The organism is Crenobacter caeni, assembly GCF_010435965.1.
GTDB classification, from domain to species: domain Bacteria; phylum Pseudomonadota; class Gammaproteobacteria; order Burkholderiales; family Chromobacteriaceae; genus Craterilacuibacter; species Craterilacuibacter caeni.
Window position 1 is genome coordinate 17,003 of the sequence record NZ_JAAGAA010000001.1, and the last position, 18,078, is coordinate 35,080.

Below are 18,078 nucleotides of genomic sequence, written 5' to 3' on the forward strand. Positions count from 1 at the left end.
GCGTGCCATGCTGGAGAGAAACACCGCAAGGACGCCGCCATGCTGCACCGCCTGTTCAGCCTGTTTGCCTGCCTGCTCTTCGCCGGCTTCGTGCTCGCCGAGGACGTCGCGCCGCCACCCGAGGCGACGCTGACGCTCGCCGGGCGCGACATCGTCACCCTGCACGCGACCGTCGGCGGCCTCGCGCCCGAACAGCGGGTGGCGCGCGCCGAGTCGCGCGTGCGCGCCTTGAGCGAGGCGGATCTCGCGCAGCCGGTGCTGATGGCGCCGTTCACCCGCGACGGGGTGAGCGGCCTGCGCTTCTACCTCAACAACAAGCCCTTGTTCGCGCTGACCGACGGCGACCTCGATGCCGGCGACAGCCGCAACCTGCTGCAGGTCGCAGGCGAGGTGCGCGGCCGACTGGAAGCGCTGCGCGCGGTGCGCGTCGAGCAGGCGTCGCCGCGCGCGCAGGCGTGGGCGATCGGCCAAGCCGTCGGCGCCACGCTGCTGCTCGCGTTTGCCCTGGCGCTGATCTCGCGCGCGCGCGGCCGTGCCCGCGCGCAGCTGCTGCAAAAACCGCTGCTGCCCAAGCGCTGGTTCGGCGGGCGCGACGACCTGGGCCGCGTGATGCAGAAGCTCGAGCAGCACATGCTCGACTTGACCGCGCTGGTCGGTGCGCTGCTCGCGCTGCACCTGTGGCTGAGCTTCATCCTGACCCGCTTCCCGTACACCCGGCCGTGGGGCGAGCGGCTGGCGGCGTCCCTGTTCGATTTGCTCGCGTCGCTGGGCGAGGGGCTGGTCGGTGCGGTGCCGGGCCTGGCCAAGGTCGCGCTGATCCTGGTGCTGACCCGGCTGGCCGTACGCACGCTCGGTTGGGTATTCGACGCGGTCGAGGACGGCCGGCTGACCCTGCCCGGCCTCTACAAGGAGACGGTCGGCGCGACGCGCCGGCTGACCTCGCTGGTGTTGTGGCTGTTTGCGCTGACGGTCGCCTACCCCTATTTGCCCGGCTCCAGCTCGGACGCGTTCAAGGGCGTCAGCGTGTTCTTCGGCCTGATGGTGACGCTGGGCTCGACCGGCATCATGAACCACGCGATGAGTGGCCTCGTGCTGGTGTACGCGCGCGCGCTCAAGCCGGGGGACCTGGTGCAGGTCGGCGACACCGAGGGCTTCGTCACCGAGCTGGGCGCGTTGTCGACCAAGATCCGCACCCGCCACGGCAACGAGGTGACGCTGCCCAACTCGGTGGTGGTCGGCGGCAAGGTGGTCAACTACACGCGGCAGGCGGGCGAGGCCGGCCTGCCGCTGACCACCAAGATCACCATCGGTTACGACACGCCGTGGCGGCAGGTGCACGCGCTGCTCGAACTGGCCGCGCGGCGCACCGAAGGCTTACGCACCGACAGCGCGCCCATCGTGCGCCAGCTCTCCTTGCAGGACTTCTACGTCGAGTACGAACTGGAAGTGAGGATGCCGCTGACCGCGTCGCCGCCGGCGATGAAGACCGCGCTGCACGCCGAGATCCTCGACGCGTTCAACGAGTTCGGCGTACAGATCATGTCGCCCAACTTCGAGAGCCAGCCCGACGGCGCGGTGCTGGTCGGCAAGGACAACTGGTACGCGGCGCCGGCCGAGCCGTCCGCCGGCAAGGCTTAGAGCGTGTTCACGATCTCGCGAGCGAGAGCGAGACAAGGCGAAAACGGCTGAGAAAGCGGAATGTACAGCTTGTACATGAGCATTTCGAAGCCGTTGAGGGCGCCGTATCGCTGATGCGCAGCAGATCGTGAACAGGCTCTTAGCGCGCGAACACCGCGCGGTAGCTGGTGTAGCTGGTGACGTACATCACCGGGAACCACAGCAAGAGGCCGAGGAAGAAGGGGACCATCGCGAGGAACATCAGCAGCGCGAGCATCAGCGCGCAGACCAGCATCGCCGGCCAGTTGGCGAGGCCGGCGGCGAAGCTCGCGCGGCAGGCCGCGATCGGCGCGTAGCCGTCGAACACCACCAGCGCCGGCGCGAACCAGTAGGCGAGGCTGACCAGATAGACCGGCACGCCGACCACCAGCATGACGAGCAGCATGGTGCCCATGCCCATCTCATCGCCTTCCTGCATGTGTACCCAGCCGAGCGAACCCAAGAGCGCGACCAGCGCGACGACCACCATCAGCGCGATCATGCACAGCGCGAGGTAAACCAGCGCGACGCCGAACAGCGGCTTGCCGTAGTCGCGAAAGCCGGCGAACAGGTCGGCCAGTTCCAGTTCGCCGCCGCCCTCTGCCTTGCGGGCGGCGAGCACGAAGCTGCCGGCGAAGATGGGTGCGAGCAACAGCGGCAGGAAGTTGCCGATCAGCGGCAGCAGGCTGGTGCCGACATGGATGACCAGGTAGACCACCGACAGCAGGATCCAGGTCAGCGGCTGCTCGCGTACCAGGCGGAACGCGGCGGTGATCCAGTGCCAGCCGGCACCGGCGGGCTGACGGCCGGGCAGCGGGGCGCGGGAGACGGACGTGTCGGGCTGCATTCGGGAGGCTCCTTGCTAATTCGATTACTGATAGTTAAAGGGTCTGCGCAAACCATGCTTACGTCAATCATAGGCGGCCGCTTCGGTTGCCGCAGCGCGGCAATTTCAGCGATAATTCGCAGGTTTTTCCGGCACGTACCGCGCGCCGGGACACCCCCGCCGTCCACATATTCGAGGTTTTTCGCATGGTCACCCGTACCGAGCTCGCCAACGCCATCCGTTTCCTGGCCATGGACGCTGTCGAGAAGGCCAAATCCGGTCACCCCGGCGCACCGATGGGCATGGCAGACATTGCCGAAGTCCTGTGGCGCGACCACCTGAAGCACAACCCGGCCAATCCGCACTGGGCCGACCGCGACCGCTTCGTGCTGTCCAACGGCCACGGCTCGATGCTGATCTACAGCCTGCTGCACCTGACCGGCTACGCGCTGTCGATCGACGACCTGAAAAACTTCCGCCAGCTGCACAGCAAGACGCCGGGCCACCCGGAATACGGCTACGCGCCGGGCGTAGAGACCACCACCGGCCCGCTGGGCCAGGGCATCACCAACGCGGTGGGCATGGCGCTCGCCGAGAAGATGCTCGCCGCCGAATTCAACCGCGACGGCCACACCGTGGTCGACCACCACACCTGGACCTTCCTCGGCGACGGCTGCCTGATGGAAGGCATCAGCCACGAGGCCTGTAGCCTGGCCGGTACCTGGGGCCTCGGCAAGCTGATCGCGTTCTGGGACGACAACGGCATCTCGATCGACGGCGACGTCGAGGGCTGGTTCACCGACGACACCCCGGCGCGCTTCGAAGCGTACGGCTGGCAGGTGATCCGCGGCGTCGACGGCCACGACAGCGAGGAGATCGCCACCGCGATCGCCACCGCCAAGGCCGAGACCACCCGCCCGACGCTGATCTGCTGCCGCACCAAGATCGGTTTCGGCGCGCCGAACAAGCAGGGCGGCCATGACGTGCACGGCGCGCCGCTGGGCGCGGCCGAAATCGCCGCCGCGCGCGAACACCTGCAGTGGCCGCACGCGCCGTTCGAGATCCCGGCCGACATCTACGCCGCGTGGAACGCGCGCGACGCCGGCGCCAAGCAGGAAGCCGCGTGGGACGAGCGTTTCGCCGAGTACGCGCGTGCCTACCCGGAACTGGCCGCAGAGTTCAAGCGCCGCATGGCGGGCGAGCTGCCGGCACGCTGGGCCGAACACAAGGCCGCTGCGCTCTCGCGCATCAACGAAGCCGCACAGACCGTCGCCACCCGCAAGGCCAGCCAGATCGCCATCGAGGCGTTCTCGCCGCTGTTCCCCGAGTTCGTCGGCGGTTCGGCCGACCTGACCGGCTCCAACCTGACCAACTGGTCGGGCTCCGAATGGATCGACGCCGACGGTAACGGCAACTACATCAGCTACGGCGTGCGCGAATTCGGCATGGCCGCCATCATGAACGGCATGACGCTGCACGGCGGCCTGCGCCCGTACGGCGGCACCTTCCTGATGTTCAGCGAGTACGCGCGCAATGCCTTGCGCATGGCCGCGCTGATGAAGATCAACCCGATCTTCGTGTTCACCCACGACTCGATCGGCCTGGGCGAAGACGGCCCGACCCACCAGCCGGTCGAGCAGACCGCGACGCTGCGCTACATCCCGAACATGGACACCTGGCGTCCGTGCGACACCATGGAAACCGCGGTGGCGTGGGCGCACGCGATCGAGCAGGGCAAGCGTCCGAGCAACCTGATCCTCAGCCGCCAGAACCTGCCGTTCGTGCCGCGCGACGCGGCGCAGATCGAAGCGATCGCCCGCGGCGGCTACGTGCTGCGCGACGCCGAGTCGCCGAAGGCCGTGCTGATCGCCACCGGCTCCGAAGTCGAACTGGCGCTGAAGGCGCAGGAAGCGCTGGCTGCCGAAGGCGTCGCCGTGCGCGTGGTGTCGATGCCGTCGACCAACGTGTTCGATCGCCAGGACAAGGCCTACCAGGCCAGCGTCCTGCTGCCGGGCGTGCCGCGCGTCGCCATCGAAGCGGGCATCTCCGACTTCTGGCGCAAGTACGTCGGCCTGGAAGGCGACGTGGTCGGTATGGACACCTTCGGCGAGTCGGCGCCCGCGCCGCAGCTCTTCAAGGAATTCGGCTTCACCGTCGACAACGTGGTCGCCAAGACCCGCAGCGTCATTGCTTGACGAACAGGCCGCCCCGGCAGGGGCGGCCTTTTTTCTGGTTTCGATCCGCCACCCCCAGCGTGGCTTCTCAACTTTCGGAGACTCTACAAGATGACCATCCGCGTCGCGATCAACGGTTACGGCCGCATCGGCCGTCAGGCCCTGCGCTCCATCTACGAATACAACATGCGTGGCGACTTCGAGATCGTTGCCGTCAACGCCTCGGGCGACCTGGCGACCAACGCGCACCTGACCGCGTTCGACTCGGTGCACGGCCGCTTCGCCACCCCGGTTTCGCACGACGACGGCCACCTGATCGTCGACGGCGACCGCATCCCGTTCTTCTCCACCCGCAACCCGGCCGAACTGCCGTGGAAGGCGCTGAACGTCGACCTGGTGCTCGAGTGCACCGGCGCGTTCACCAGCAAGGAGAAGTGCCAGGCGCACATCGACGCCGGCGCCAAGAAGGTGCTGATCTCCGCCCCGGGCGGGGATGACGTCGACGCCACCGTCGTGTTCGGCGTGAACCACGACGTGCTGCGTGCCGACATGACCGTCGTCTCCAACGCTTCGTGCACCACCAACTGCCTGGCCCCGGTCGCCAAGGCGCTGAACGACACCATCGGCCTCAAAAAGGGCCTGATGACCACCATCCACGCGTTCACCAACGACCAGGTGCTGACCGACGTGCGCCACAAGGACCTGCGCCGAGCCCGTTCCGCCACCCAGAACATGATCCCGACCAAGACCGGCGCCGCCAAGGCCGTTGGTCTCGTGCTGCCGGAACTGAAGGGCAAGCTCGACGGCTTCGCCGTGCGCGTGCCGACCATCAACGTGTCGCTGGTCGACCTGACCTTCGAAGCCGGCCGCGACACCTCGGTCGACGAAGTGAACGCCATCGTCAAGGAAGCCGCCGAAGGCAAGATGAAGGGTGTACTCGGCTACAACACGCTGCCGCTGGTCTCCGGCGACTTCAACCACAGCACCGAAGCGTCGACCTTCGACGCGACCCTGACCAAGGTCTCCAACGGCAATATGGTCAAGGTACTGGCGTGGTACGACAACGAGTGGGGCTTCTGCCAGCAGATGCTGCGCACCGCCAAGGCGATGTTCAACTGCTGAGTTGAATAGCGGGTGTGGGGTAGGGTGGGTTAGGCCGCAGGCCGTAACCCACCACTCCTCCATCCGGTCGGTGGGTTACGGCGGCCTTGCCGCCTAACCCACCCTACCCGGCTACCCGGCACAAGCGAAAACACCATGTCCGACTACCGCCGCCTGTGGCGGCCCGGTGGAACGTATTTCTTCACCGTGACGCTGCTTGAGCGGCACGGAAACCGACTATTGGTCGAACACATCGACCTGCTGCGCGCAGCGGTCGGCAAGGTCAGACGGGACTACCCGTTCACCATCCACGCGTGGGTGGTGTTGCCCGAACACTTGCACTGCGTGATCGAACTGCCCGAGGGCGACGCCGACTTCTCCGCCCGCTGGCGGCTGATCAAGTCCGGCTTCAGTCGGGCCTTGCCTGCCAGCGAAGCCTGCTCGGCCTCGCGTCTGAAGCACGGCGAGCGCGGCATCTGGCAACGACGTTATTGGGAACACCTGATCCGCGACGAAAACGACTTCGCGCGGCATGTGGATTATGTGCATTACAACCCGGTGAAACACGGCTGGGTGGAGCGGGTGGCCGACTGGCCGTATTCGACCTTCCACCGCCAAGTTGCACAAGGGTTTTATCCGGCCGATTGGGGCAACGCCCCGGACGACGATATTGGCGGGCCGGATTGATTACTGGATGAATCTTGTGGGTTACGCCGCCTATTCCCTCGCGCCGCTTCGCTTGCCGCGCTCGGTCCGCGAGTAGTGTGGGTTAGGCGGCAACGCCGCCGTAACCCACCATGTGGTGGTGGCGTTGGTGGGTGATTGATGGGTATTTGGTGGGTTACGGCTTGCGGCCTAACCCACCCTACGTGCTACGTGCTACGTGCCACATGCGGTGCCCCGGACGAAGATATTGGCGGGATGGGTTGACGATTTTGTAGGGTGGGTTAGCCGCCTGCGGCGGCGTAACCCACCATGTGGTGGCGTTGGTGGGTATTTGGTGGGTTACGGCCTGCGGCCTAACCCACCCTACGTGCCAAGCCACCCCACAAATGCCACACATACCGAGGCACGAGCGGCCATCGGGAAACGGTTTTCCAGAAACCTGTTCCTCATTTCCGACTCTCCCTTGCTGATGGAGCGAACATGCAATTCAAGAAGCTGACCGAACAGGCGCTGGCCGGCAAGCGCGTGCTGATCCGCGTCGACATGAACGTACCGGTAAAGAACGGCGTGATCGGTGACGACACCCGTATCCGCGCGTCGCTGCCGTCCATCCTGCACTGCCTGAAGGCCGGTGCTGCGGTGATCCTGATGACCCACCTCGGCCGTCCGACCGAGGGCGAGCCGAAGCCGGAAGACAGCCTCGCGCCGGTCGCCGCGCGCCTGTCCGAACTGTTGGCGCAGCAGGTCAAGGTGGTCGCCGACTGGCAGAACGGTATCGAACTTAAGGCCGGCGACGTGGTGATGCTGGAGAACGTGCGCCTGAACAAGGGTGAAAAGAAGAACAACGAGGATCTGGGCAAGGCTTACGCCAGCCTGTGCGACCTGTTCGTCAACGACGCCTTCGGCACCGCGCACCGCGCCGAGGCGTCCACCCACGCGGTCGCCAAGTTCGCGCCGGCCGCCTGCGCGGGCGTGCTGCTGTCCGCCGAACTGGAGGCGCTGGGCCGCGCGCTGCAGGCGCCGGCGCGCCCGCTGGTGGCGATTGTCGCCGGCTCCAAGGTATCGACCAAGCTGACCATCCTCGAGACGCTGGCCGACAAGGTCGACCAGCTGATCGTCGGCGGTGGCATCGCCAACACCTTCCTGCTGGCCGAAGGCAAGAACATCGGCAAGTCGCTGGCCGAGGCCGACTTGGTCGGCGAGGCGAAGAAGGTGATCGAGAAGATCCGCGCGCGCGGCGGCGACGTGCCGCTGCCGACCGACGTGGTGGTCGCGCCGGCGTTCTCCGAGAACGCCGAAGACACGCTGAAAAACGTGGCCGACGTCACCCGCGACGACATGATCCTCGACATCGGCCCGGATTCAGCCAAAGAGCTGGCCGAGATCGTAGCCAAGGCCGGCACCGTGGTATGGAATGGCCCGGTTGGCGTGTTTGAATTCGAACAGTTCAGCCACGGCACCCGCGCGCTGGCCGAGGCGATTGCCGACTCCAAGGCGTTCTCCATCGCCGGTGGTGGCGACACCCTGTCAGCGATTGCCAAGTTCGGCGTGACCGACAAGATCAGCTACATCTCGACCGGCGGCGGCGCCTTCCTTGAGTTCCTCGAGGGCAAGGAGCTGCCGGCGGTGGCGATCCTGGCCGCGCGCGCCTGACCCTCACCCGGCCCTTCGGGCCACCCTCTCCCGCGGGCGGGAGAGGGATTGGGTAGGTTTGTTTGCTAGCTGCAAACGAAGACTGTTTTGCGGCAGCCTCTCCCCTCGCCCGCTTGCGGGAGAGGGGCTGGGGGTGAGGGCCGCATGGCCTTGCTCGCGCACATCGCATAAACTGCCGGATCAAACCATACCTTGGGCGTAGCGATGCCACTGGATACCTGGCTGTTATATGTAGTGACGGTATTTTTCGTCTCGGCGACGCCGGGGCCGAACATGCTGCTCGCGCTGAACCACGGCATCCGCTACGGGGTACGCCACACGGTGCCGACCCTGCTCGGCCTGCTGTCGGCGCTTGGCCTGATCATGGCCGCGTCGGCGGCGGGCTTGGGCGCGTTGCTCGCCGCGTCGGAGCTGGCGTTCTCGGTGGTGAAGTACGCCGGTGCCGCCTACCTGATCTATCTGGGCATCAAGACCTGGCGTGCGCCGCCGACGCCGCTGAACGCTGGTGACGACAGCGCGCCCGAGGGGCCGGCGTGGCGCCGCTTCGCGACCGGTTTTCTGGTGGCGATGAGCAATCCCAAGGCTTTCGTGTTTTTCGCCGCGCTGTTCCCGCAGTTCATGGACGCGCGGCTGCCGCAGGCGCCGCAACTGGCGGTGCTGGCGGTGACCTTTTACGTGATCGAGACCGCGTGGCAGTTTGCCTACGCCGGCGGCGGCGCGCGTTTGCGCCACTGGCTCGCCAGCCCGGCGCGGCTCAAGTGGATGAACCGCGCGGCCGGCACCGCCTTCGGCGCGGCAGGCGTCGCGCTGACTGCGGTCTCGCGGCACTAGAATTTGAACAGACGGCGGGCACGCGCCCGCCATTCGCTACCCCAGTTGGAGTCTGATAGACATGGCACTCGTTTCGATGCGACAGCTGCTGGACCACGCGGCCGAATTTTCCTACGGCCTGCCGGCGTTCAACGTAAACAACCTCGAGCAGATGCGCGCCATCATGGAAGCGGCCGACAAGTGCGACGCGCCGGTGATCGTGCAGGCTTCGGCCGGCGCGCGCAAATACGCCGGCGCGCCGTTCCTGCGCCACATGATCCTGGCCGCGATCGAGGAATTCCCGCATATCCCGGTGGTGATGCACCAGGACCACGGCACCAGCCCGGACGTGTGCCAGCGCTCGATCCAGCTGGGCTTCTCGTCGGTGATGATGGACGGCTCGCTCAAGAGCGACGGCAAGACCCCGGCCGACTACGGCTACAACGTCGACGTCACCCGCACCGTGGTGAATTTCGCCCACGCCTGCGGCGTGTCGGTGGAAGGTGAAATCGGTTGCCTGGGCAGTCTGGAAACCGGCATGGCCGGCGAGGAAGACGGCGTCGGCGCCGAGGGCGTGCTCGACCACAGCCAGCTCTTGACCGACCCGGAAGAAGCCGCCCGCTTCGTCAAGGACACCGGCGTGGATGCGTTGGCGATCGCCATCGGCACCAGCCACGGCGCGTACAAGTTCAGCAAGAAGCCGACCGGCGACGTGCTGCGCATCGACCGCATCAAGGAAATCCACGCGCGCATCCCGAATACCCACCTGGTGATGCACGGCAGCTCCAGCGTGCCGCAGGAGTGGCTCAAGATCATCAACGAGTTCGGCGGCGATCTGGGCGAGACCTACGGCGTGCCGGTCGAGGAAATCGTCGAAGGCATCAAGCACGGCGTGCGCAAGGTGAACATCGACACCGACCTGCGCCTGGCGTCCACCGGCGCGGTACGCCGCTTCCTCGCGCAGAACCCGAAGGAATTCGACCCGCGCAAGTTCCTGATCGCCTCGACCAACGCGATGCGCGACATCTGCATCGCCCGCTACGAGGCGTTCGGCGCCTGCGGCATGGCAAGCAAGATCAAGGCGGTCAACCTCGACACCATGGCCAACCGCTACATGAAGGGCGAGCTCGCGCAGATCGTGCGCTAAGCGTACCGCGCCTTTTCGCAAAAGCCGCCTGCTGGCGGCTTTTTGCTTGTGCGCGCTAACGGGGGATCTGCACGCGGTCGTCGTCGAAATCGCCCTTCTCTGCACCGGCGTGGCAGGCCTGGCAGTTGGCTTTGCTTCCCACCGACTTGCGCCGCCACTGCTCGGCGGTGACTTCGTCGTGCTTGCGGATAAACCAGCGCGTGGTGGTGATGCGCGGCGGCTCGCCGGCCTTGGGTGAGGGCTCGAGCGGTAGCCGGTTCGCCTGCGACGCAAAGGCGAGGAAGTCGCGGATTGCCTGTTCGTCGGCCTTGTCCAGCGTCGCGTTGCTGCCGTAGTGGTGCTTCAGCGTGTCCATCTGCTGCTTCCACGCCGCCGGCGGCAGCAGCCCCGGCGGGTAGGCGATATGGCAGCTGCCGCACTCGGCGGTCCACACCTTGGGGGCAGACAAGGGCACGGCGAGCTGCTTGGGCCGCTTGTATTTCTTGCCGCCGTGGTGGTCGTCGTCGGCCAGCGCGAAGCCGCCGGCGAGCGACAGTGCACAGAGGGTGAGAATGGGGATGCGCATGCGGTTCTCCTTTAGCGGACGCTGACGATCCAGCTGACGAAGTCGCCCTTCTCCTGCGTCGTGCACGCGCGCTTGAACACGTCGTCGCAGTTGCGGCGGAACCATTTCTCGACCTTCTTGGCGTCGGTGAAGCGGGTGGGTTCGGCCGCTGGCGCGAGCGGTGCCAGTGTGCGGAAGGCCGGCGTCTTGCCTGCCTTTTTCGGGTCGGCGCTGTGGCAGGTGGTGCAACTCATGGTCTTGCCACTGGCCTGCGACTGGCTGTAGTACAACGCCTTGCCGCGGCTGGCGGAAAAGCCGGCGAAGGCCGGGTTTTCGCTGCGCGCCTGCTGCTCGTAAGCCTTGAGCAGTTCGGCGGGCGTGGCGGCCAGCGTGCTGGTGCTGGCGAATACGGCAAGACAGAGGGTGAGGTGACGCATCATGATCGGGCTCCTGGTCGTTCAATGCCATCAGGATGCTTGGCCGACCTTAACGCCAGCTTAAAATGCATTTGGTATCGTACTTAATCGTGGCTTAAGGCAGCGCCGGCACACTCGGGGCATCCACAAGACGACAGGAGCCCACCGATGAAGCCGTTCTCACGTTTCCGCCTCTACCACTGGCTGCTGGCCATCGCCTTTGGCGCGGCCTACCTGACCGGTGACGACGCCGAACTTGCGCATGTGTGGTTGGGCTACGGCCTGATCGCGCTGCTGGCCGTGCGCCTCGTGCTGGCCATCGCCCGCAGCCGCGGCTTTCCTGCACTGCTGCCGCCTGCCGCGCAATGGAAGAAGCCGGGTAACGCGCTCGCCGGCAAGCTGCTGACGGTGGGGCTGGTGCTGGGCTTTGTCTCCACCCTGACCATAGGCGTGACGATGATCGACAACCGCGCGGCGCTGTCCGAAGGGCTGTCGACGGTGATCCCGGCGGCGCAGGCCGACGACGACGGCGATTACGACGAGGGTGGCGGTGGTTTGCTGAAGGACGCCGACGAGGTGCACGAGTGGCTGGCCAACGTGACGCTCACCTTGGTCGGCCTGCACCTGGGCTGGCTGCTCCTCTACCGCCGCCGTCAGGCGTGGGCGATGCTCGGTGGCAGCCCGACTCCGCCGGCAGGCCCGGCCCCGCAGCCGCCGGCCGGCCCGTCGGACGGCGGGGTAGCCAACAGCGGCACGCTGGCGCTGCGCGTGGCCGATGTCCGCCGCGAGAGCGCCGACGCCGTCAGCATCCTGTTCGACGTGCCGGCCGCGCTGCGCGAGCGGTTTGCCTACCGCGCCGGCCAGTTCCTGACGCTGGCCGCGCCCATGGCTGAAGGCAAGCAGTGGCGCTGCTATTCGTTTTCCAGCGCACCGGGCGCGCTGCAACCGCGCGTCACCGTCAAACGGGTGGCCGGCGGCCGGGTGTCGAACTGGCTCAACAGCGAACTGAAGGCCGGCGACTCGCTGGAGGTGCTGCCGCCGGCGGGCAATTTCGTCGCCGACGGTTACGCGGACGACCGGCTGCTCATCGCCGCCGGCAGCGGCATCACGCCGGTGTTGTCCTTGCTGCAGGACGCGCTCTCCCACGGCGACGCGCGGGTGCACCTGGTCTACGCCAACCGCGACGCGGCGTCGGTCATCTTCGCTGCCGAGCTCGAACGCCTGCGCGCCCAGCATCCCGAGCGGCTGTCGGTGCACCACCACTTCGACGCCGTGTCCGGCGTGCTGGACGCGGCCTCCCTCGCGACCCTGCTGCAGGGCTGGACGCACGCGCAGGCCTTCGTGTGCGGGCCGGTGCCGTTCATGCAGGCGGCCGAGGCGGCGCTGGCCAACCTGGGGGTCGACGCTGCGCGCGTCCATGTCGAGCGTTTCGGGCAGGTACGGGCGCCGGCGGGCGCGGGCCGCGCGGCGACGCTGCAGGTGGCGTTGGGCGGGCAGACGCAAAGCGTCGAGGCCCGGCCAGGCGAAGTGCTGCTCGCAAGCATGGAGCGCGCCGGGCTCACGCCGCCGTCCGCCTGCCGTGCCGGCGCTTGCGGCGCGTGCAAGTGCAAGGTGACCGAGGGCAGGGTGAAGCTGCGCGAGAACCAGGTGCTGACCGACGCCGATCTGGCCGAGGGCTGGACGCTGGCCTGCCAGGCCGAGCCGGAGACGGAGCGGGTCGAGTTGCGTTTCTAAACCTTTACGGCTGCCGGCGCGACCGATTGGTCGCGCCGATTTATCCGTGTAGCATGGCTATTTCCGCATCATGCAGGGCCATGCCGTGACCGACCTTATGACCCCCTTCGAATGGTTCTTCGTCATCCTGCTGGCGGTGGTGCCGCTCGCCGGCCTCGCCTTCCACCTGTGGGTGATGCTCATCGGCCACGGCAAGGACAAGGACGGGACGCCGCCGCGCTGAGCGCTGCCGTCTATCCTGTTTGTTTGGCCCGCGCGGCGGGGTTTTGCTTGCCATTTGCGCAAGCCATCTTGATGCAACGCAAGCCTGCCCCCATAACCCATGTTCGGCTTGTGCTAAAATTCACCCCATTTTTCTGGCCCGCGGGCCCTTGTGGATCCCTCAATGATTTCGACGCTACTCAAGAAGGTTTTCGGCAGCCGCAACGACCGGCTGATCAAGCAATACCGGCAGACGGTGGCGCGCATCAACGCCCTGGAAGACGGTATGCGCGCCTTGTCGGACGAGGCGCTCGCCGGCAAGACGCCGGAATTCCGTGAGCGGATCGCCAAGGGCGAGTCGGTGCAGGCGCTCCTGCCCGAGGCCTTCGCGGTGTGCCGCGAGGCGAGCCGCCGCGTGCTGGGCATGCGCCACTTCGACGTGCAGCTGATCGGCGGCATGGTGCTCAACGACGGCAAGATCGCCGAGATGCGCACCGGCGAGGGCAAGACGCTGGTGGCGACGCTGGCGGCCTACCTGAACGCGCTGACCGGTGAAGGCGTGCACGTGATCACCGTCAACGACTACCTGGCCAGCCGCGACGCCGCGATCATGGGCAAGCTGTACAACTTCCTCGGCCTGAGCGTCGGCGTGAACCTCAGCCAGATGCCGCACGACGTCAAGCAGGCCGCCTACGCCGCCGACATCACCTACGGCACCAACAACGAATTCGGTTTCGACTACCTGCGCGACAACATGGTGTTCGCCACCAGCGAGAAGGTGCAGCGCAAGCTCGCCTTCGCGGTGGTCGACGAGGTCGACTCCATCCTGATCGACGAGGCGCGCACGCCGCTGATCATCTCCGGCCCGGCCGAAGACAACGTCGCGATGTACCAGAAGATGAACGCGGTGCCGCCGCTGCTCAAGCGCCAGCAAACCGAGGACGGCGAGGGCGACTACTGGGTCGACGAGAAGGCGCATTCGGTGATGCTGTCCGAGGCCGGCCACGAGCACTGCGAGGAGATCCTCGAGCAGCTGGGCCTGCTCAAGGAGGGTGACAGCCTGTACTCGGCCGCCAACATCACGCTGATGCACCATCTGATGGCCGCGCTCAAGGCGTTCGCGCTGTTCCATAAGGACCAGCACTACGTGGTGCAGGACGGCGAGATCGTGATCGTCGACGAGTTCACCGGCCGCCTGATGGCGGGCCGCCGCTGGAGCGAGGGCCTGCACCAGGCCGTCGAGGCGAAGGAAGGCGTGCAGATCAACCGCGAGAACCAGACGCTGGCGTCGATCACCTTCCAGAACTACTTCCGCCTGTACCGCAAGCTCTCCGGCATGACCGGTACCGCCGACACCGAGGCGTACGAGTTCCAGCAGATCTACGGCCTGGAAACCGTGGTGATCCCGACCAACAAGCCGATGGTGCGCAAGGATACCCACGACAAGGTGTACCGCACCGCCAAGGAAAAGTACGACGCGATCATCGCCGACATCCGCGACTGCGTGTCGCGCGGCCAGCCGGTGCTGGTCGGCACCACCAGCATCGAGAACTCCGAGCTGATCTCGGGCGAACTGACCCGCGCCAAGATCCCGCATAACGTGCTCAACGCCAAGGAGCACGCGCGCGAGGCCGACATCGTCGTGCAGGCGGGCCGCGCGGGGATGGTCACCGTCGCCACCAATATGGCCGGCCGCGGCACCGACATCGTGCTCGGCGGCAACCCGGAGCCGGAAATCAAGGCGGTCGAGACGGATGCCTCGCTGTCCGACGAGGACAAGGCGGCGAAGGTCGCGGCGATCCGCGCCGAGTGGAAGCAGCGCCACGACGCGGTGCTCGCCGCCGGCGGCCTGCACATCGTCGGCACCGAACGCCACGAGTCGCGCCGCATCGACAACCAGCTGCGCGGCCGTTCCGGCCGCCAGGGCGACCCGGGCTCCAGCCGCTTCTACCTGTCGCTGGAAGACCCGCTGCTGCGCATCTTCGCGTCCGACCGCGTCGGCGCGATCATGGAAAAGCTGAAGATGCCGGAAGGCGAGGCGATCGAGCACCCGTGGGTGAGCCGTTCGATCGAGAACGCGCAGCGCAAGGTCGAAGGCCGCAACTTCGACATCCGCAAGCAGCTGCTCGAGTACGACGACGTCGCCAACGACCAGCGCAAGGTGATCTACGGCCAGCGCGCCGAGATCCTCGAGGACGAGGACGTCAGCGAGATCGTCACCAATATGCGCGAGGGCGTGCTCGCCGACCTGGTCGACCTCTACCTGCCGCCGGAGTCGATGGAAGAGCAGTGGGACGTCGCCGGCCTCGAGGCCGCGCTGGAAGGCGAGTACCTGCTGAAGGCCGACATCGCCGGCTGGATCGCCAACGAGCAGGCGATCGACATCCCGGTGATCAAGGAGCGCATCCTGAAGCTTGCCGCCGACGCCTACCAGGCCAAGGTCGAGCTGGCCGGCGACGCGGCGATGCGCCAGTTCGAGCGCTCGCTGGTGCTGCAGATGCTCGACAACCACTGGCGCGAGCACCTGGCGGCGATGGACCACCTGCGCCAGGGCATCCACCTGCGCGGCTACGCGCAGAAGAACCCGAAGCAGGAGTACAAGCGCGAGGCGTTCGAGCTGTTCGCCGGCATGCTCGAGCGGATCAAGAAGAGCGTGACCAACGTGCTGATGACGGTGCAGGTGCGCACCGAGGCGGACGCCGAGGCGGTCGCGCCGCACGAGGTGCACGGCACCGCGCTGCACGCCGAGCCGGGCTCCGCGCTCGAGGGCGGCGAAGAGAACCCGCTGTCGCCCGACGCGCTGGCCGCGCAGGGCATCCGCATCGGCCGCAACGACCCTTGCCCGTGCGGCTCGGGGCAGAAGTACAAGCAGTGTCACGGCCGCCTGGCCTGACCGTATCGCCAGCAATAACGGCCGCCTCGTGCGGCCGTTTTCTTTTGTGGCGCGGCAGCGTCGCTATCCGCCCCTGTCCCTGCTCTGGTAACCTTGTGACGATTCAATATTTCGGGATGGGCAACCATGACTTTATCGGACTCGCGGATCTATCTGGCGTCGGCCAGCCCGCGCCGGCGCGAGCTGCTCGAGCAGCTCGGCGTCAACTTTGAGCGCATCCACGCCGACATCGACGAGTCGGTGCTGCCGGGCGAGGACGCCGTCGCGTACACCGAGCGGCTGGCGCGCGCCAAGGCCGACGCAGGCTGGGCGGTGGCGGAGCGCTGCGGCCTGCCGTCGCGCCCGCTGCTGTCGGCCGACACCACGGTGGTGCAGGACGGCGAGATCTTCGGCAAGCCTGCCGACGCCGCTGACGCCGCACGCATGCTGCGCGCGTTCTCCGGGCGCAGCCACCAGGTGGTGACCAGCGTCGCCATCCGCCAGGACGGCCGGCTGGAGCTGGCCACCAGCGTGACCGAGGTGTGGTTCCGCGAACTCTCCGACGACGACATCGCCCGCTACATCGGCAGCGGCGAGCCGTTCGACAAGGCCGGCGCCTACGGCATCCAGGGGCGGGCGGCGGTGTTCGTGCGCCGCATCGACGGCAGCTTCACCGGCGTGATGGGCTTGCCGCTCTTTGAGACGGCCGGCCTGCTGACGGCCTTCGGCCTGACTTTCCCGTGAGGCGCGCCATGCTGCACCAGACCATCCCCCTGCCGCGCGATATCCAGCGGCCCCAGGAGCAGATCCTCGTCAACATTACTCCGCAGGAGACGCGGGTCGCCGTGCTCGAGGACTCGGTGGTGCAGGAACTGCACATCGAACGCGCGGCCAGCCGCGGCATCGTCGGCAACATCTACCTGGGCCAGGTCAAGCGGGTGCTGCCGGGCATGCAGAGCGCCTTCGTCGAGATCGGCCTCGAGCGCGCGGCCTTCCTGCACATCGCCGACGTGCTCGAGCAGCGCCAGCACCCGACCGAGCCGCAGCGCATCGAGCGCATGCTGTTCGAGGGGCAGACCGTGCTGGTGCAGGTGATCAAGGACCCGATCGGCACCAAGGGCGCCCGCCTGTCGACGCAGATCTCGCTGGCCGGGCGTTTCCTCGTCCACCTGCCGCAGGACGAGCATATCGGCGTGTCGCAGAAGATCGAGAGCGACTCGGAGCGGCAGAGCCTGAAGGCGCGCATGGAGAACCTGCTGCCGGAGGGTTCGCCGCGCGGCTATATCGTGCGCACCAGCGCCGAGACGGCGAGCAACCGCGAACTAGCCGCCGACATCGACTACCTGTCGCGGCTGTGGGCCGACATCCGTGCCAAGTCGCAGACGCTGCCCGCGCAGTCGATGCTGTACGAGGACCTGCCGTTGGCGGTGCGCGTGCTGCGCGACATGGTCAGCGACCACACCGGCAGCATCATCGTCGACTCGACGGAGAACTACGAGCGCATGGTCGAGTTCGCCGAGCAGTACGTGCAGTCGGCCGCCGGCAAGATCGAGCGCTACAGCGGCAACCGCCCGCTGTTCGAGCTGCACGGCATCGAGGCGGAGATCGAGAAGGCGCTCTCGCGCCGGGTCAACCTGAAGTTCGGCGGCTACCTGATCATCGACCAGACCGAGGCGATGACCACCATAGACCTGAACACCGGCGGCTTCGTCGGCACCCGCAACTTCGACGAGACCATCTTCAAGACCAATATGGAGGCGACGTACGCGATCGCCCGCCAGCTGCGCCTGCGCAATATGGGCGGCATCATCATCGTCGACTTCATCGACATGGACAGCGAGGAGCACCGCCAGGCGGTGCTGGGTGAACTGGCCAAGGCGCTGGCGCGCGACCGCACCCGGGTCACCCTCAACGGTTTCACCAGCCTGGGCCTCGTCGAGATCACCCGCAAGCGCACCCGCGAGAGCCTCGCCCACGTGCTGTGCGAGCCGTGCCCGACCTGCCAGGGGCGCGGCCAGATCAAGACCGCGCAAACCGTCTGCTACGAGATCCAGCGCGAGATCGTGCGCGAGGCGCGCAAGTTCGACGCCAAGGGCTTCCGCATCCTCGCCGCGCAGCCGGTGATCGACATGTTCCTCGACGAGGAGTCGCAGAGCCTGGCGATGCTGGTCGACTTCATCGGCAAGCCGGTGTCGCTGTCGGTCGAGACGACGTACACGCAGGAGCAGTTCGACGTCGTCCTGCTGTAGCGCGGCTTGCCCGCCGCGCGTTTTGGGTG

The 18,078-nt window shown here is 66.9% G+C and carries 15 protein-coding genes; 12 read left to right on the forward strand and 3 right to left on the reverse strand.

Annotated features, from left to right (window positions below; genetic code table 11):
• Positions 1-39 precede the first annotated feature (39 nt).
• On the forward strand, positions 40-1,638 hold the full coding sequence (locus GZH52_RS00085) for a mechanosensitive ion channel family protein (RefSeq protein WP_203525527.1): 1,599 nt from the start codon (positions 40-42) through the stop codon (positions 1,636-1,638).
• Positions 1,639-1,777: 139 nt separating this feature from the next.
• On the opposite strand, the gene GZH52_RS00090 is transcribed toward GZH52_RS00085, so the two are convergent.
• Positions 1,778-2,503, reverse strand: coding sequence for a BPSS1780 family membrane protein (locus GZH52_RS00090; protein WP_163314521.1), 726 nt, complete (start codon positions 2,501-2,503; stop codon positions 1,778-1,780).
• 185 nt (positions 2,504-2,688) lie between these two features.
• Between GZH52_RS00090 and tkt the strand changes: the two genes are divergently transcribed.
• The 6 genes from tkt (at position 2,689) to fba (ending at position 10,033) form a co-directional block, all read left to right on the forward strand.
• The gene (gene tkt / locus GZH52_RS00095; RefSeq protein ID WP_163314522.1) at positions 2,689-4,677 is read left to right on the forward strand and encodes a transketolase; all 1,989 of its coding nucleotides are present in this window, start codon (positions 2,689-2,691) and stop codon (positions 4,675-4,677) included.
• Positions 4,678-4,767: 90 nt separating this feature from the next.
• Complete coding sequence (gene gap / locus GZH52_RS00100; protein WP_163314523.1) at positions 4,768-5,778, forward strand: type I glyceraldehyde-3-phosphate dehydrogenase; 1,011 nt, start codon at positions 4,768-4,770, stop codon at positions 5,776-5,778.
• Between the two features lie 135 nt (positions 5,779-5,913).
• Entirely contained in the window at positions 5,914-6,444 is a 531-nt protein-coding gene (locus tag GZH52_RS00105; protein ID WP_163314524.1) for an REP-associated tyrosine transposase, read from the forward strand.
• 459 nt (positions 6,445-6,903) lie between these two features.
• On the forward strand, positions 6,904-8,076 hold the full coding sequence (locus GZH52_RS00110; RefSeq protein ID WP_163314525.1) for a phosphoglycerate kinase: 1,173 nt from the start codon (positions 6,904-6,906) through the stop codon (positions 8,074-8,076).
• A gap of 204 nt (positions 8,077-8,280) precedes the next feature.
• Complete coding sequence (locus GZH52_RS00115; protein ID WP_163314526.1) at positions 8,281-8,907, forward strand: LysE family translocator; 627 nt, start codon at positions 8,281-8,283, stop codon at positions 8,905-8,907.
• Between the two features lie 61 nt (positions 8,908-8,968).
• Entirely contained in the window at positions 8,969-10,033 is a 1,065-nt protein-coding gene (gene fba / locus GZH52_RS00120) for a class II fructose-bisphosphate aldolase (protein WP_163314527.1), read from the forward strand.
• A 55-nt stretch (positions 10,034-10,088) separates the two neighbouring features.
• Here the strand turns inward: fba and GZH52_RS00125 are convergent, their stop codons facing one another.
• Together GZH52_RS00125 and GZH52_RS00130 are read right to left on the reverse strand one after the other, a co-directional pair.
• Positions 10,089-10,598 (reverse strand): diheme cytochrome c, encoded by a 510-nt coding sequence (locus GZH52_RS00125; protein ID WP_163314528.1) that lies wholly within the window; start codon positions 10,596-10,598, stop codon positions 10,089-10,091.
• An 11-nt stretch (positions 10,599-10,609) separates the two neighbouring features.
• Entirely contained in the window at positions 10,610-11,017 is a 408-nt protein-coding gene (locus GZH52_RS00130; protein ID WP_203525529.1) for a DUF1924 domain-containing protein, read from the reverse strand.
• Positions 11,018-11,161: 144 nt separating this feature from the next.
• Between GZH52_RS00130 and GZH52_RS00135 the strand changes: the two genes are divergently transcribed.
• The 5 genes from GZH52_RS00135 (at position 11,162) to rng (ending at position 18,049) form a co-directional block, all read left to right on the forward strand.
• Positions 11,162-12,727: a 2Fe-2S iron-sulfur cluster-binding protein gene (locus GZH52_RS00135; protein ID WP_163314529.1), complete on the forward strand. Its 1,566-nt coding sequence runs from the start codon at positions 11,162-11,164 to the stop codon at positions 12,725-12,727.
• Between the two features lie 85 nt (positions 12,728-12,812).
• Positions 12,813-12,950: a hypothetical protein gene (locus tag GZH52_RS16625; RefSeq protein ID WP_203525587.1), complete on the forward strand. Its 138-nt coding sequence runs from the start codon at positions 12,813-12,815 to the stop codon at positions 12,948-12,950.
• A 162-nt stretch (positions 12,951-13,112) separates the two neighbouring features.
• Complete coding sequence (gene secA / locus GZH52_RS00140) at positions 13,113-15,821, forward strand: preprotein translocase subunit SecA (protein ID WP_163314530.1); 2,709 nt, start codon at positions 13,113-13,115, stop codon at positions 15,819-15,821.
• Between the two features lie 126 nt (positions 15,822-15,947).
• A complete protein-coding gene (locus GZH52_RS00145) occupies positions 15,948-16,544 on the forward strand; it encodes a Maf family protein (protein WP_163314531.1) in 597 nt (198 codons plus the stop codon).
• An 8-nt stretch (positions 16,545-16,552) separates the two neighbouring features.
• Positions 16,553-18,049: a ribonuclease G gene (rng, locus tag GZH52_RS00150; RefSeq protein ID WP_163314532.1), complete on the forward strand. Its 1,497-nt coding sequence runs from the start codon at positions 16,553-16,555 to the stop codon at positions 18,047-18,049.
• Positions 18,050-18,078 lie beyond the last annotated feature (29 nt).

Bases quoted from the DNA above. Each gene is read 5' to 3' on its own strand.
- GZH52_RS00085 (WP_203525527.1), top strand. From the start codon at position 40: ATGCTGCACCGCCTGTTCAGCCTGTTTGCCTGCCTGCTCTTCGCCGGC.
- GZH52_RS00090 (WP_163314521.1), bottom strand. From the start codon at position 2,503: ATGCAGCCCGACACGTCCGTCTCCCGCGCCCCGCTGCCCGGCCGTCAG.
- tkt (WP_163314522.1), top strand. From the start codon at position 2,689: ATGGTCACCCGTACCGAGCTCGCCAACGCCATCCGTTTCCTGGCCATG.
- gap (WP_163314523.1), top strand. From the start codon at position 4,768: ATGACCATCCGCGTCGCGATCAACGGTTACGGCCGCATCGGCCGTCAG.
- GZH52_RS00105 (WP_163314524.1), top strand. From the start codon at position 5,914: ATGTCCGACTACCGCCGCCTGTGGCGGCCCGGTGGAACGTATTTCTTC.
- GZH52_RS00110 (WP_163314525.1), top strand. From the start codon at position 6,904: ATGCAATTCAAGAAGCTGACCGAACAGGCGCTGGCCGGCAAGCGCGTG.
- GZH52_RS00115 (WP_163314526.1), top strand. From the start codon at position 8,281: ATGCCACTGGATACCTGGCTGTTATATGTAGTGACGGTATTTTTCGTC.
- fba (WP_163314527.1), top strand. From the start codon at position 8,969: ATGGCACTCGTTTCGATGCGACAGCTGCTGGACCACGCGGCCGAATTT.
- GZH52_RS00125 (WP_163314528.1), bottom strand. From the start codon at position 10,598: ATGCGCATCCCCATTCTCACCCTCTGTGCACTGTCGCTCGCCGGCGGC.
- GZH52_RS00130 (WP_203525529.1), bottom strand. From the start codon at position 11,017: ATGATGCGTCACCTCACCCTCTGTCTTGCCGTATTCGCCAGCACCAGC.
- GZH52_RS00135 (WP_163314529.1), top strand. From the start codon at position 11,162: ATGAAGCCGTTCTCACGTTTCCGCCTCTACCACTGGCTGCTGGCCATC.
- secA (WP_163314530.1), top strand. From the start codon at position 13,113: ATGATTTCGACGCTACTCAAGAAGGTTTTCGGCAGCCGCAACGACCGG.
- GZH52_RS00145 (WP_163314531.1), top strand. From the start codon at position 15,948: ATGACTTTATCGGACTCGCGGATCTATCTGGCGTCGGCCAGCCCGCGC.
- rng (WP_163314532.1), top strand. From the start codon at position 16,553: ATGCTGCACCAGACCATCCCCCTGCCGCGCGATATCCAGCGGCCCCAG.